11 protein-coding genes are annotated in these 14,866 nt (G+C 59.0%); 7 read left to right on the top strand and 4 right to left on the bottom strand.

What is annotated here, in order from left to right:
• Positions 1–40 precede the first annotated feature (40 nt).
• The 3 genes from UM93_RS03130 to UM93_RS03120 all read left to right on the top strand — a co-directional run bounded on the left by UM93_RS03130 (position 41) and on the right by UM93_RS03120 (position 2,385).
• Positions 41–412 carry a BlaI/MecI/CopY family transcriptional regulator gene (locus UM93_RS03130; RefSeq protein ID WP_045073605.1) on the top strand — a complete coding sequence of 124 codons (372 nt, stop codon included), beginning with the start codon at positions 41–43 and terminating at the stop codon, positions 410–412.
• Positions 413–423: 11 nt separating this feature from the next.
• The gene (locus UM93_RS03125) at positions 424–1,416 is read left to right on the top strand and encodes a M56 family metallopeptidase (RefSeq protein WP_045073604.1); all 993 of its coding nucleotides are present in this window, start codon (positions 424–426) and stop codon (positions 1,414–1,416) included.
• A 246-nt stretch (positions 1,417–1,662) separates the two neighbouring features.
• Positions 1,663–2,385, top strand: coding sequence for a class I SAM-dependent methyltransferase (locus UM93_RS03120; RefSeq protein ID WP_045073603.1), 723 nt, complete (start codon positions 1,663–1,665; stop codon positions 2,383–2,385).
• Between the two features lie 50 nt (positions 2,386–2,435).
• Here UM93_RS03120 and UM93_RS03115 read toward each other — a convergent pair whose 3' ends face one another.
• Positions 2,436–4,547, bottom strand: coding sequence for a DNA gyrase/topoisomerase IV subunit B (locus UM93_RS03115; RefSeq protein ID WP_045073601.1), 2,112 nt, complete (start codon positions 4,545–4,547; stop codon positions 2,436–2,438).
• A 397-nt stretch (positions 4,548–4,944) separates the two neighbouring features.
• Here UM93_RS03115 and UM93_RS03110 point away from each other — a divergent pair, with 397 nt between their 5' ends.
• Positions 4,945–5,169 (top strand): DUF7455 domain-containing protein, encoded by a 225-nt coding sequence (locus tag UM93_RS03110; protein WP_045073599.1) that lies wholly within the window; start codon positions 4,945–4,947, stop codon positions 5,167–5,169.
• A gap of 169 nt (positions 5,170–5,338) precedes the next feature.
• On the opposite strand, the gene UM93_RS03105 is transcribed toward UM93_RS03110, so the two are convergent.
• The 3 genes from UM93_RS03105 to UM93_RS03095 all read right to left on the bottom strand — a co-directional run bounded on the left by UM93_RS03105 (position 5,339) and on the right by UM93_RS03095 (position 9,350).
• Positions 5,339–6,715, bottom strand: coding sequence for an RNA polymerase sigma factor (locus tag UM93_RS03105; RefSeq protein ID WP_045073598.1), 1,377 nt, complete (start codon positions 6,713–6,715; stop codon positions 5,339–5,341).
• Positions 6,716–6,989: 274 nt separating this feature from the next.
• Positions 6,990–8,222, bottom strand: coding sequence for a DUF4192 domain-containing protein (locus tag UM93_RS03100; protein WP_045073596.1), 1,233 nt, complete (start codon positions 8,220–8,222; stop codon positions 6,990–6,992).
• Positions 8,223–8,405: 183 nt separating this feature from the next.
• On the bottom strand, positions 8,406–9,350 hold the full coding sequence (locus UM93_RS03095; protein ID WP_045073595.1) for a proteasome assembly chaperone family protein: 945 nt from the start codon (positions 9,348–9,350) through the stop codon (positions 8,406–8,408).
• 204 nt (positions 9,351–9,554) lie between these two features.
• On the opposite strand from UM93_RS03095, the gene UM93_RS03090 reads away from it, so the two are divergent.
• The 3 genes from UM93_RS03090 (at position 9,555) to sucB (ending at position 14,658) form a co-directional block, all read left to right on the top strand.
• Entirely contained in the window at positions 9,555–11,093 is a 1,539-nt protein-coding gene (locus UM93_RS03090; RefSeq protein ID WP_045073593.1) for a leucyl aminopeptidase, read from the top strand.
• Between the two features lie 259 nt (positions 11,094–11,352).
• On the top strand, positions 11,353–12,768 hold the full coding sequence (lpdA, locus tag UM93_RS03085) for a dihydrolipoyl dehydrogenase (RefSeq protein ID WP_045073591.1): 1,416 nt from the start codon (positions 11,353–11,355) through the stop codon (positions 12,766–12,768).
• A gap of 78 nt (positions 12,769–12,846) precedes the next feature.
• Positions 12,847–14,658: a 2-oxoglutarate dehydrogenase, E2 component, dihydrolipoamide succinyltransferase gene (sucB, locus tag UM93_RS03080; RefSeq protein WP_045073590.1), complete on the top strand. Its 1,812-nt coding sequence runs from the start codon at positions 12,847–12,849 to the stop codon at positions 14,656–14,658.
• Positions 14,659–14,866: the final 208 nt, after the last annotated feature.

The raw sequence follows: 14,866 nt of genomic DNA, 5'->3' as shown, positions 1-14,866 counted from the left end.
TGAAGTTCTAGAAAACTTTCTGCTGGATAAAAGGACTGGTATGGCAACGCTTGGTGACCTGGAGCGCTCAGTGATGGATCTGCTCTGGCAACAGCCAGCCCCGTTGACTGCCAATGAACTGCGCGATCTGCTCACTCAATCCACCGCCTCGCATGGCAAAGAACTTGCGGTCACCACCGTGCTGACCGTGCTCTCACGGCTGGAGAAAAAGGGTCTAGTGGAGCGTGAACGCGACATCCGCCCGCACCGCTACCGCTCGGTCACCAGCAGAGAAGAACATACCGCCGAGCTAATGCATGAGGTACTAGGTTCAGCTCCGGATCGGGAAGCTGTTTTAGCTCGCTTCATCGGCTCAGTTTCGGCAGACGAAGCCGAGGCGCTGCGCAAGCTTTTAGGCCACACTCAGGACTAGACTGCTAGTTCATGGGCACCGACCCGCTCACCATTACCGCCTGGGCACTAGCCGCACTCGCCGTCATCCTTGCTTGGCCTGCCCCAATACTGCTCTCTCGGGCCCGCTGGCCGCGCCGCTCCCCAGCCACCGCGATGATTCTTTGGCAAGCAATCGGCTTGGCCGGCGGCCTGTCGATGATCGGCGCCATGCTGACGTGGGGACTGGCTCCTTTAGGAGACAATCTGCTGTCCGCACTGGAGCGACTGTTTCGGATCGTTTTTCTCAATGGCTCCGTTGAGGGCCTCTTGTTCTGGCATGCTTTCGCGCTCAGTGCGGCCGCACTGCTTGGAGCCCATCTGCTTTTCACCCTGGCCCTAACCTATTTCAGAATCGCCCGGCAACGTCGCCGCCACCGAGAACTATTGCTGCTGCTTTCCTCCCCCGCAGAACAACCCGGCACGGTGGTGATTAATCACGCAGCGCCGGTGGCCTACTGCCTGCCTGGCGGCGCACGCTCGGTGACAGTGCTTTCGGACGGGCTTCTAAACTTGCTTTCATCCCAGGAACTGCAAGCGGTACTCACCCACGAGAACACCCATCTTTTACAACGCCACCACCTGTTGCTCTGGGCCTTTGCAGCCTGGAAATCCGCATTGCCGTGGCTCCCCACCTCAAAGCTGGCGCAACGCTCAGTCAATGAACTGATCGAAATGCTGGCCGATGATGCGGCACTTCGGGTGGTCGCGGAACCAACTTTGGTTCGTTCCATCGCCTTGGTCGCCTCGGGCACCACCAGCTTAGATACCGAACCGCCTCTTGCAGGAAAGGCTGGTCTAACTCCGTCTAACGCCACCCCGGACAATGTGCTACCGGCCCCCGAGGACGCAACCGCGGCACGACTTGAGCGCTTACTGCATCCGCAACCCCCACTGGGCCAAATCGGCCGGGCTGGGATCTTACTCCTTTCGGCCCTGCTACTGGCCGCACCCACCGCACTCTTAGTGCTGCCGACACTCTGGTAAAAATATTCAAATGCGGTAGATTTACTCTCTCAAATTAATTTGAGATTTCTTATCACTTTAGCCTAGGGGCATGAGTGTTTATTCTTCGTAAAGTGTTCAGTTCTCTGCTCACGCTTCCGCTTCTTGCCGGTTTTTTGCTCGTTAGCACGCCGTCAGTGGCGAATCACTAAGTCAGCTACCGAACAATAAAGTAACCCGGGTCAATAGTCAGCGGAGACTCAACCCACTGCTGCTTAGACTGGTCAGATGGCAACCAACGACGAACAACTCGCTGAACTCTATGACGCCCAGAACCTGTGGGCTGCGGACGATGACTTCTTTCTCGAGTTCGTCAATCAGCAGTCGGCCAGCCGAGTACTCGACCTCGGCTGCGGGACCGGACGTTTGACGCTGGCACTGGCCGCGGCTGGCCACCAAGTGTACGGTGTCGATCCGGATAGCGGAGCTTTGGCCGCCGCACGCCGGAAGCCCGGGGCTGAGCAGGTGACCTGGATCGAAGGCACTTCGGCGCAAATCCCTGAGCTAGCCTTCGATAGCGCTGTAATGACTGCGCATGTCGCACAGCACATCACTGACCAGGCCGGCTGGCAGCAAACCCTGCGTGACCTGCATCGCGCGCTACGCCCCGGCGGGCGACTCGCCTTCGACTCGAGGAACCCGGAGGCCAGAGCGTGGGAAACCTGGAACCCAGAACAGACCAGGGAAACCCAACAACTCTCCGATGGCTACCTGCTGGAATCCTGGCTGGAATCCGAACCGGTCGCCGATGGCTTGGTAAACCTCACCGAGTACCGCATTCTGCCCGACGGTTCCACCGAAACCCAGAGCAGCGCTTTAGTCTTCCGCAGCGCGGAACGATTGACCGCCGATCTAGAAGCCGCTGGTTTCAGCGTTGAACAGATCTATGGCGGCTGGCAGCGAGAGCCGGTGGCCGGGAACCGCGAGCTGATCGTACTGGCCCGAAGCTAGCAACGACGTCTGGACTGCTGTCTGCCCCGGCTGGCTCGCAGCTCTCGACCTCACGCGTCGATACGTTCGGGATCCAGATCGGCAGCACCGGCAATGATGAACTCCTTGCGCGGCGCGACATCCGAACCCATCAATAGTTCGAAAGTGGTTTCCGCCATCGCGGCGTTTTCAGCGGTAACCCGTCGCAAGGTGCGATGCCGCGGGTCCATCGTGGTTTCGGCTAGCTGATCCGCGTCCATCTCGCCCAGGCCCTTATACCGCTGAATAGGCTCCTTGTAGCGTTTGCCATTCTTCTGTAATCCGGCCAGCAGGGTTTTTAATTCCTGCTCGGAGTAGGTGTAAATCAGTTCGTTAGCCTTCTGACCCGGGTTGATCACCTCGACCCGGTGCAGTGGCGGCACCGCGGCGAAAACCCGCCCCGCGTCAATCATCGGTCGCATATAGCGGAAGAACAGAGTAAGCAGCAGGGTGCGGATGTGCGCGCCGTCGACGTCGGCATCGGTCATCAGGATCACCTTGCCGTAACGGGCAGCTTCTAGGTCAAAGGACCGGCCCGAACCGGCACCCACCACCTGGATTAAGGCCGCGCATTCGGCGTTGGAGAGCATGTCCCCCACCGAGGCCTTTTGCACATTCAGAATTTTGCCGCGAATCGGCAACAGCGCCTGAAAATCCGAGGAACGGGCTAGCCGTGCCGTGCCCAGGGCACTATCACCCTCGACGATGAATAGTTCGGTGCGTGCCACATCATCGGAACGGCAGTCGGCCAGTTTAGCGGGCAGTGACGAGGTCTCCAGCGCATTCTTACGACGCTGAGTTTCCTTATGCACCCGGGCGGAGATTCGCGATTTCATCTCCGAAACAACTTTTTCTAGCAGCAGGGCGGACTGCGCTTTGTCATTTCGATTGCTCGAAGTGAGTTTCGCGGTGATTTCCTGCTCCACCACCTTGGCGACGATGGCACGCACCGCGGGCGTGCCGAGCACCTCTTTGGTCTGTCCCTCAAACTGAGGTTCCGCCAGACGCACGGTTAGCACCGCGGTGAGACCAGCCAGAACGTCATCTTTCTCGATTTTGTCATTACCGGCCTTGAGCTTTCGAGCATTTGCTTCAACGACCTTGCGGAAGGTTTTTAGCAGCGCTTGCTCGAAGCCTTCTTGGTGTCGGCCGCCTTTGGGGGTGGCAATAATGTTCACGAAGCTGCGCATCGTGGTGTCGTAGCCAATCCCCCAGCGCAAGGCAATATCTACTTCACAGTCACGCTGCACTTCGGTGGAGGCCATATGACCGTTGGCATCCAGCATCGGCACGGTTTCTTTGAAACTGGAGGTGCCGTGCAGGCGCCAAATATCTGTCACCGGCGCATCAGCAGCGAGGAAATCGACGAACTCCGAAATACCACCATCATGGTGGAAAACCTCTTCGTGCGGGCCGCTTTCACCGGGAGTGCCGGCCAAACCTCGTTCATCGCGGATGGTGATTTTAAGTCCGGGCACCAAAAACGAGGTCTGTCGAGCTCGGGAGATCAAATCGTCATAGGAGAATTTGGCGTCAGCGGTAAAGATCTGGCGGTCCGCCCAGTATCGGGTCCTGGTGCCGGTGACGCCGCGCTTTGTGCTGCCAACAACCTCGAGCACCGATTTCGACACAAAAGGTTCAAAGACCGCGGTCGGGCTGAGGTTCTTTCCAGCGTCCTTGAAAATGCCTGGCTCGCCGCGCCGAAAAGACATTTGGTAGGTTTTGCCGCCGCGATCTACCTGCACGTCCAGTCGGGACGATAGTGCATTGACCACCGAGGCGCCGACGCCATGCAGACCACCAGAGGCAGCGTAGGAAGAACCGCCGAACTTACCGCCGGCATGCAGTTTGGTCATCACCACTTCGAGGCCGCTCAAGCCGGTCTTAGGTTCGATATCGACCGGAATGCCACGACCGTCGTCATGCACCTCGACTGAATTGTCCTTGTGCAGGATTACCTTAATGTTCTGTCCGAAGCCAGCCAAGGCCTCATCAACCGAGTTATCGATGATCTCCCAAAGACAGTGCATTAAGCCCCGGGAGTCGGTGGAGCCGATATACATGCCAGGCCGCTTGCGGACCGCTTCTAAGCCTTCGAGGACAGAAAGGTGCCGCGCGTTATAGTCCGAATTCTGCTGAGCCACCGCATAAGTCTATCTTCCGAGGGCCCCGAACTTCGGGAGGTACGACCGGAGTTCGGGAGGAAGATAGACGCTATCCCCACGTTCTCCCCACAGCTCGTGCCTCGCCGCGGGTCCCCTGAACGCGTGGCCCCATTCCGAGGGCCCCGAACTTCGGGCCCCACGCTGAGGGCCCCAGCAGAGCCCGGCGAATGAGGTGTTTCGATGGGCAGGGACAGTTTGCCCCATCGAGAGCCCTGTTTCACCGGGGAGGGCCATCGAATACTCCTCTGACGCTCAAGAGGGTTATCAAATTGCAATACGCGCAGAGCGAAAGGATGGCCAGCCTGGGACGGTTTTGCCACGAATAATGGTTGTATTGGTATATCGCACCACATGAAGAGTTAAGAGGAGGACAATCATGACAACCGCAACCGTAAGTCGTGAACTCAATGCACTAGACCGATGCGACCGCTGTGGCGCTCAGGCCTACGTCCGAGTTGTATTGGAATCCTCCGGTGGGGAATTACTTTTCTGCGGACACCACGCCCGCGCCGTGGAAGCAACGCTCAAGCCACTTTCCTCGGAATGGCATGATGAGACCTCCCGGCTGCTGGAAAAGGATCCAGTGCTAGTAGACGACTAGAGCTTAAATGGCTGAGGCCCACACCGCTTGGTGTGGGCCTCAGCCATTTAAGACGTTCCCGTTGAGTTCGGCGTTCCCTCTCGGATTCGCTAGTAATTACTAGCGAATCCGAGACTAAACCGCGAACTCAGGCACCGGGGCGGCGAAGTAGGACGGAAACCTTTTCGCTTTAGTCGAGGTAGTCGCGCAGTACCTGCGAACGCGAAGGATGCCGTAGCTTCGACATGGTCTTCGATTCGATCTGTCGGATTCGTTCGCGAGTGACGCCGTAAACCTTGCCGATTTCGTCTAAAGTCTTCGGCTGCCCGTCGGTGAGCCCGAAACGCATTGCGACCACGCCAGCTTCACGCTCGGAAAGCGTGTCGAGTACCGAGTGGAGTTGCTCCTGGAGCAGGGTGAAGCTCACCGCGTCGGCAGGAACCACGGCTTCCGAGTCCTCGATCAGATCGCCGAATTCAGAGTCGCCATCCTCACCCAGCGGCGTGTGCAAGGAAATCGGCTCTCGACCGTACTTCTGCACCTCGACCACCTTCTCAGGGGTCATATCGAGCTCCAGGGCCAGCTCTTCCGGCGTTGGTTCACGGCCCAGGTCCTGCAGCATCTGGCGCTGCACCCTGGCGAGCTTATTGATCACTTCGACCATGTGCACCGGAATACGAATGGTCCGAGCTTGATCAGCCATCGCCCGAGTGATGGCCTGACGGATCCACCAGGTGGCGTAGGTCGAGAACTTGAAGCCCTTGGTGTAGTCAAACTTCTCGACGGCACGGATCAGGCCCAGGTTACCTTCCTGGATAAGGTCCAAGAAAAGCATGCCGCGGCCCGTGTAACGCTTGGCCAGCGAAACCACGAGTCGGAGATTGGCCTCCAGCAGATGGTTCTTGGCGCGCTTTCCATCATGGATAACCCACTGGTATTCGCGCTTGAGCTTCTCGGCAATTTTGCCGTCATCGGCGGCCAGCTTTTCTTCAGCGTACAGGCCCGCCTCGATGCGTAGCGCCAGGTCGACTTCTTGCTCCGCATTGAGCAACGCCACTTTACCGATCTGCTTCAGGTAGTCCTTGACCGGGTCAGCGGTGGCACCCGCCGACATTACCTGCTGGACCGGCGCATCGTCATCGTCGGCGTCTGAATAAACAAAACCCGAGCCCGTCGCTTCTTCAGCAACTTCAGCGACTTCTGCGAGGCCCTCTTCGGTTACTTCTTCCGGTTCCTCAGTCTCTTCACTGACTTCGAGATCCTCTACCTTGACCTCGGCCTCTTCGCTCTCCGAATCAGCCTTTGGCTTACGGCCTCGGGTGGCCTTAGGGGTTTCGGTGTCGGCAGTGGTTTTCTTAGCCGCTGCGGTTGCGGCACGTTTCTTCGCCGGAGTGAGTTTCTCCGGGGCTTCCTCGACGGGAACTACCTTGCCCGCGGGCTTCCGTCCGGCCGGAGTGACAAGAGCCTTCGGCGCATTGCTGGTTCGAGTTGTCGTCTGCTTCTTGGCAGGTTCTTCGGGGGTAGCGCTCACGGTGGCTGTGCTGGCCTTACGTGCGGTTGGAGACACTGAGTACCTTTCTGCTGCTCTCTGTGGTGCCACCTGCGCGTAACACCACTATGACCCTGTCAAGTCCGTGATCACTTAAATCGGCGATCACCACCTGAAGGGTCTATAGATAGAACTACAGAAACGTCCTGCTTGTTCCCAGATTCCTCAAAGGAATCTCAAGCAATCACCAACCAGGTAGTGGCAGATCATTCACGGACCCAACCGGGTCGTTAGATCATTGTCTCACGGAACGCCGGGCTTAGAGAACCAAACACACCCTAAGCGACGGTGATCAGTCAGCTTCAGAAGCGGATCGCTGCCAAGCGGTAGCCGCTGATTTAGCCCACTTGCACAATAGGCCGCTTCCCAGCACCTCGGTCAGCAATTCCGCCAGGCGGTAGCCGGGAAGCACCTCCAGCGCTGCTTCGAGATATGCTCCGGCCCGACTGCCCCGGCCCCTACTCCATTCGATCCACCCTAATAAGCTGTAAGAAGCAGCTACTGCCTGCTGCAGCTCTGTTGCGAACTGCTCTGTCGCGAGCTGCGGTCGCTCCGGCTCTGAAACACCGTCCTCCTTGGCTCCCCAACCTTCCAGAACAGGCACAAAATCGTGCATAGCTGACATCAGTCGGAGGAGCTGCCGTAAACCGTTCAACGTCCGCCAAGGTGGTCGGAAGTCGGTGTTGCCGAGAAGCAGGTCCGCGATCTCGACTTTCTGGTCCGGCGCAGCATCACACAGCGCCAAAAGCAGCACGGCATCCCGGAATCGGGGGCACTGCAAAATAGCCATTAAGCCGCCCCAGCGCTCCCAGGGCTGTGCCTCTCCGCCTGCCGCACGATTGCCGCCCCAGGCGGCCGTGCGGGCTCTACCGAGTCGCCGCATTTCCGCACTCCAGTCGCTGAGAGTGTGCTCAAGCGGCTGTCGAGCCATCGCCTCACCCAGGCGAAGCATGTTGCGGCTAAAGCCTCGATACATCGCCAGCTGCTCCACTCGGCTTAACGTTGGAGCCTGGGTTGCTTCACTCAGATCTGAGAAATAGCTGCTTCCCCGGAACACCAATTCAGTGTTCAGCCGACTGCTTTTCAGCTTGCTCAAAAGCACCCCTGGAGAGGGGCAGCATCGCTCATCGCGGCATAGATAGTTCCGAAAATATCGTTCGCCTAGCCACCAGGCTTGGCAGACCGGCTTACCGCGGAGCTGCAAAGCCTCACGTAGACAAAGCATCAGCCGATCAAAACCGGGATCTTCACCATCAAGCCAATCAACACCGGTGAACAACGCCAGCACGCTAGCATCGGCCAAGCGATCCACCGCTAAACATTCAGCCACCGTTTCCGAGAATTCGCGGCACTGCTCAAGCGAGCTATTGACGTCTGGCAGATCGACCCGCACCGTCCCACCAATAGTCTTACCCCGCAGACCAACAACCATCAGCGAACGTTCCGGGAAATAGCCAAGCGCATGCGGTAAATAGGCCAGCAACTCGGCTGGCTCGGCGATGGTGAGAGGTGTCTGAGCAGTCATCCTCACAGCATCCGGGGAAGCCTTCGCAAACTACAGGGGCGGCCACTCCGTTGTGAGGAAAACACCAGAAAAAGAACTCCGGAAGGAGAAGTCAGATAAGGAAAAGTCAAGTGACGTCAGAGAACCCAGCCAGCGAAAAACCCCGGCCATCCTCATCCTCTATCAGCCTAGAACTAGCAGTTCCTAGCTTTCCGGCTCATGATCTTGATTAGCCAAATAAGCCTCAATGGCGGCGCCCAGCTCATCGGCATCAGGCAACTCATCACCCTCACCAGCGAGCAAGGACCTCACCGGCATGCTCTGCTGCCGCTCATCGTACTGCTCCTCGAGCTTACTCACCACGCCTTGCACCTCGATCGAGGCCTGAACCTGGGCCGCTATTTGCTGTTCAACATCACGTCCGGCCTCCCGAAGCCGATCGGTCGGCAGCATGAGTGAGGCCGCGGCGCCCAGGTATTCAAGAGCGGCCACGGCCGCCCTGGGATATTCAGCATCGGCCAGGTAGTGGGGCACGTGCACGGCATATCCGGCAATATTCCGGCCGGCTTCGGTCAGCCGCAACTCAAGCAAGTGGCCAATCGCTGAAGGCAACTGCACGGTGGCCTTCCACGAAGACATCCCTTCAATCAGATCCGGACGGTTGCCGTGCACCGTTACGCCAATAGGGCGGGTGTGCGGCACCGGCATCGGAATCGAATGCACCCAGGCCACCAAGTTAACGTCCAAGCGACGTACCAGCTCAATCACGGCGGCGCTAAAACGTTCCCACTGCAGATCAGGCTCGTTTCCCGTCAGGTAGAGGAAGGGCTGACCCAAGCCGTCAACCAGCTTAAAAAGCGCTAGCCTCGGTTGCTGGTAGTCGCTGAGGTGATCTTCAATGAAGCTGATCTGCGGACGTCGCGACCGGTAGTCAATAAGTTGGTCGATATCAAAAAAAGCAACTGGTTCGGCATCGAGTTGTTCAAGCAGTTCGGCACTGATCTGGCTCACCACATGCCCGGCGTCAGCAAAGCCGCTGAAGCCCATCAGCAAATTGAGCCCTTTAAGTTCGGCGGCACCGAATAGTGCGTCATTCGTGGCATACAGGCTCGACGGGTCCAAAAATGGTTGGTATTGAATATCTTTCATCCCGGTTCCTCCGTACCTCCGATGCAGCCGCCTTAGGGCGCTACCAACTAGCTTCCCTCAAGTAACGTCACTGAAGCCGCTAAACATTCCGCATCATCAATAAATTCTCCGGCAGCGAACACGCCAGCAGCGAGTCACTGCCATTGCGGCTACGATCAAAAGACGATCAAAGTAGCCACAACCCCAATAGTGAGGAACCTCTTAATGGTTGACAATAGTGTTGTTTCACTCAGCTCAGTGAGCAGCAAAGCGGGAATCGTCGCTTCGCTGGATAGTGATGCCTTGGTCATCGCTGTCGGTCAAGGATCAGAAGGTCCGGTACTACTCAATAACCCGCTGAGCGAGCAGGAAGCTAGCGCGCTGAGTGACTCCCTGCAGTTGCTCGGCATTAGCGGCGCGGCCGACGAACTGCGGCGGTTGCCGGCCCTGCCCGATGTCAAGGCCAAGGTCCTAGTGCTGGCCGGGGTCGGACCGCTCAAGGATGGAACCAATGATGGATCCATCAGCAATGAAGCGCTGCGCCGGGCCGCTGGCTCAGCAATTCGCCAATTGAGTGGGCTCGAAACCGTGGCTCTTGCCTTCCCGGCGTCCTCGGTGGCCGAATTGGTAGCGGTGGCAGAAGGGGCGGCCCTCGGCGCTTACAGCTACGCGGCGCGTCGTAGTTCAACTGATGCAGTCAAAGCTGCGGTCAAGAATGTCAAGATCATCACCTCGGTGAACGCCAAGGCGGCTAAGACCGTACTCGACCGCGCAAGTGTGCTCGGCAAAGCGGTTAATGCTACGCGCACCCTGGTCAACGAACCGCCCAGCCACCTCTACCCGGAAACTTTCGCGCAGGCCGCCAAGGAACTGGCCAAGGGTCTGCCGGTCAAGGTCACTGTGCTGGACGAGAAGCGCTTGGAAAAGGATGGCTACGGCGGCATCTTAGGCGTCGGTAAAGGCTCCTCTCGGCAGCCCCGACTAGTCAAGGTTGAGTATTCTCCGGCCCGGGCCAAGCGGCATTTGGCCTTGGTCGGCAAGGGAATCACTTTCGACTCGGGAGGGCTTTCTCTCAAGCCTGCCACCGGCATGATGACGATGAAATGCGATATGGCCGGTGCCGCGGCGATCTTGACGGCGACCTTGGCGGCAGCTGAACTCGGCGTGCCAACCAAAATCACCGCTTGGCTCTGCATCGCCGAAAACATGCCTTCTGGTGCCGCTGGTCGCCCCTCCGATGTCATCACCATCTTTGGCGGCAAGACAGTTGAAGTACTCAACACCGACGCTGAAGGTCGTTTGGTGATGGCGGATGGGCTGGCCGCTGGCTCAGCAGAGCAGCCGGATGTCATTCTGGACGTCGCCACGCTGACCGGCGCGCAGATGATCGCGCTCGGCAACCGCTACTCGGCGGTGATGGGTGACGACGAGATCAGTGCCTCGATTACCGCTGCCGCTGCCGCAGCCGGTGAATTGTTCTGGCAGATGCCATTGCCCGAGGAGCTACGCCCCAGCCTGGACTCGCCGGTGGCCGATCTGGCCAATATCGGCGAGAAAATGGGCGGCATGATGACCGCCGCGGTGTTCCTCAAAGAATTCGTTGGCAAGGGTAAAGACGGCGAACAAATCCCGTGGGCGCACCTGGATATCGCTGGCCCAGCCTTTAATGAGGCCGGCGCCTATGGCTACACACCGAAACAGGGCACCGGCGTCTCCGTACGCACCCTACTGAGTTATGCCGAGAGCCTCGGCCACGGTAAATAGCAGCCGTCCCACCAAGGGTTCAATGCAGTCATCTCAGCCGCTGCCAGAGCTGCGGCTGAGGTGACTGACGCTCTCCGGGCGTCCTGTGCATCACAATCCCACGTGAATCGCACCACAACAAGGCGCTCGAGGGCCGTCACGGCTGGAGACGGAGTGCGCCGAACGCTAAGGTAAATGCTGAAGGTATTCAGCAAACGACTAAAGTTGCCAGCTTTCAGATCAAAGTCTGGCGGCAGTCTCTACGCGAGGGAGCGTTTACGTGAGCGAAAATGCGGCTCAGCCGGCTCAAGGTACGCAAGAGTTCGACATTCTGATCCTTGGCGCCGGTAGCGCTGGCTATGCCACTGCGCTGCGCGCGGTTCAGCTTGGCCTCACCGTTGGCTTGGTGGAGAAGAGCAAGCTGGGCGGCACCTGCCTGCACACCGGCTGCATTCCAACCAAGGCTTTGCTGCATTCAGCAGAGCTGGCGGACCACGCTCGAGACTCCGCCAAGTACGGCGTGAACGTCGAACTGCAAGGCATCGACATCAACGCCGTCAAGGCTTATAAGGATGGCATTGTCGCTGGCAAATACAAGGGTTTGCAAGGACTAATCAAGTCCAAGAAGGGCATCACCGTTATTGAAGGCGAGGGCAAACTCTCCTCGCAGAACACCGTAACCGTTGCCGGTCCCAGCGGAGAAAGCACAGTTTACACCGGCAAGAACATCGTGTTGGCCTCGGGCTCGTTCTCGAAGACGCTGCCGGGCCTGGAGATCGGTGGCCGGATCATCACCTCCGAAGCAGCGCTCAACCTGGACTTCATCCCGAAGAGTGCAATCATCCTCGGCGGCGGCGTCATCGGTTGCGAATTCGCCTCGGTCTGGAAGTCCTTCGGCGTCGACGTCACCATCGTTGAAGGCCTGCCGTCGCTGGTTCCCAACGAGGACGCCACCATCATCAAGACCCTTGAGCGCTCTTTCCGCAAGCGTGGCATTAACTTCTCCACCGGAACCTTCTTCCAGAGCGCTGAGCAGAACGACGACGGCGTCAAGGTCACCCTGGTAGACGGCAAGACCTTTGAAGCAGAGGTACTTCTGGTAGCCGTTGGCCGTGGACCGAACACCGCAGGCCTGGGCTACGAAGAGGCTGGTGTGCCGATGGATCGCGGTTTCGTCTTGGCGAATGAGCGTTTGCACACCGGCGTCGGCAATATCTACGCGATCGGTGACATCGTGCCCGGCCTGCAGCTGGCGCACCGCGGATACCAGCAGGGTATTTTCGTGGCCGAAGAGATCGCCGGCCTGAACCCGGTGATCGTCGAAGACGTAAACATCCCCAAGGTTACCTACTGCGACCCCGAAATTGCTTCGGTTGGCTTGACTCAGAAAGCTGCCGAGGAGAAGTTCGGCGCCGAGAACGTGCAAGCTCAGGAATACAATCTGGCCGGTAATGGCAAGAGCTCAATCCTGGGCACCAGCGGTCTGGTGAAGATGGTCCGTCAGAAGGATGGCCCCATCGTTGGTGTGCACATGATTGGCGCTCGGATGGGTGAGCAGATCGGTGAGGCTCAGTTGATGGTGAACTGGGAAGCTTACCCGGAAGATGTCGCGCAGCTGGTGCACGCGCACCCCACCCAGAACGAATCCCTCGGAGAGACCGCAATGGCCCTGGCCGGGAAGCCGTTGCACGGTTAATCGCCGCTAAGCACTAGGCTCTAAGAAGCGTGAAAAGCACAATGATGTTCGTGAAGAACAAGGAGAAACGGGAACGACATGTCTGAATCCGTGAATTTACCGGCCCTCGGTGAAAGTGTCACCGAGGGCACGGTTACCCGCTGGCTCAAGCAGGTTGGCGATCGAGTCGAAGTAGACGAGCCGCTGCTGGAGGTTTCCACCGACAAGGTCGACACCGAAATCCCCTCCCCCATCGCGGGCGTTATTGAGGAGATCTTGGTCGCCGAGGACGAAACCGCTGAGGTTGGCGCACCATTGGTGCGGATCGGTTCGGGCGACGGCGCTGCTGCGGCCCCCGCCGCCGAGGAGCCGGCTGCCCCAGCCGAGGCGCCTGCGGCGGAGGCGGCGGCTCCGGCTGAGCCCGCTGCCGCCGAGGCTCCGACGCCAGTTGCTGAAGCAGCTCCCGCTGCTGAAGCTCCCGCTGCCGATTCCGGGGCTGCTGAAGGCCATGACGTCGTACTTCCTGCCTTGGGCGAGAGCGTCACCGAAGGCACGGTCACTCGTTGGCTCAAGGCCGTCGGTGATTCGGTCGAGGTCGATGAGCCGCTGCTTGAGGTCTCCACCGACAAAGTTGACACCGAAATCCCCTCACCGGTGGCTGGCACGCTGTTAGAAATCAAGGTCGCCGAGGACGAGACCGCTGAGGTTGGCTCGGTGCTCGCGGTGATTGGTTCGGCTAACGCCGCTCCTGCTCCCGCTACTGAAGCTCCTGCGCCTGCTGCGGAGGCTCCTGTCGCCGAGGCACCAGCACCTGCACCCGCTGCTGAGCCAGCTGCGGCTGCTCCTGCCGCTGAAGTTCCGGCTGCCCCCGCGGCTCCCGCATCAGCTCCCGCCGCTCCGGCCACTGAAGTTCCTGCTGCGCCCGCTGCCACCCCAGCCGCAAGCGGTAACGAGTCGAACTACGTCACTCCCCTGGTCCGCAAGCTGGCGAATCAACAGGGCGTTGATTTGGCTTCGCTGACCGGTACCGGCGTCGGCGGTCGAATCCGCAAGCAGGATGTTTTGGCAGCCGCCGAGGCAGCGAAGGCTACTGTTCCTGCTGCAGCAGCACCGTCGAGCCCCGCGCCGAGCACCCCAGCTGCGGCTCCGGCGGTATCCACTGCGCCCTCGGCTGAGGCCGCAGCGCTACGTGGCACCGTGCAGAAAGCTCCTCGCATCCGTCAGGTAATCGCCCGCCGGATGCGCGAATCCTTGGACACCTCGGCGCAGCTCACCCAGGTACACGAGGTCGATATGACCAAGATCGCGAAGCTCCGCAACGTCGCTAAGGGTACTTTCCAGGCCCAGAATGGCGGCGTGAAGCTGACCTTCTTGCCGTTCATCGCAAAGGCAGTAGCCGAGGCGCTCAAGCAGCATCCCAAGGTCAATGCTTCCTACGACGAGGAAAAGCAGGAGATCACCTACCACGACGCCGAGCACCTGGCGATTGCGGTAGATACCGATCGTGGTCTGTTGGTCCCGGTGATTTCCGACGCCGGTAACCTGAACCTGGCCGGGATGGCCTCGAAGATCGCTGACGTCGCCTCACGAACCCGGAACAATAAGATCGGCCCGGATGAACTCTCCGGCGGCACTTTCTCGATCACCAACTTCGGTTCGGTCGGCGCGCTGTTCGACACCCCGATTATCAACCAGCCGCAGCTAGCCATCCTGGGGGTTGGCTCGATCGTGAAGCGCCCCGTCGTGGTCACCGATATTAACGGCGATGACACCATCGCGATTCGTCAGATGATGTATTTGTCGATGACCTACGATCACCGTTTAGTGGACGGCGCCGATGCAGGTCGCTTCCTGCAGACCTTGAAGGCCCGTCTGGAAGAAGGCGCTTTTGAGGCAGATCTAGGCCTCTAAGCTAGCTTTAACTGACTGAGTCACAGACCAAAGCGTCTGTGACTCAGTCAGTTAAGCGACAATTAAAGCGATAATGAGGATCCCGAGCCGGACGGCCTGGAGCCTGCGACGTCATGATGCGACATCCGAGTTAATCATCAGTAACCGTTAACCGATAACTCCCAGGGATCTCCCCCGATATCTCCATTTCGGCTGCCTAGAGTTTGGC

This window comes from Psychromicrobium lacuslunae, assembly GCF_000950575.1.
Classification (GTDB): Bacteria; Actinomycetota; Actinomycetes; order Actinomycetales; family Micrococcaceae; genus Renibacterium; species Renibacterium lacuslunae.
This window is presented reverse-complemented; position numbering and strand designations above follow the sequence as displayed.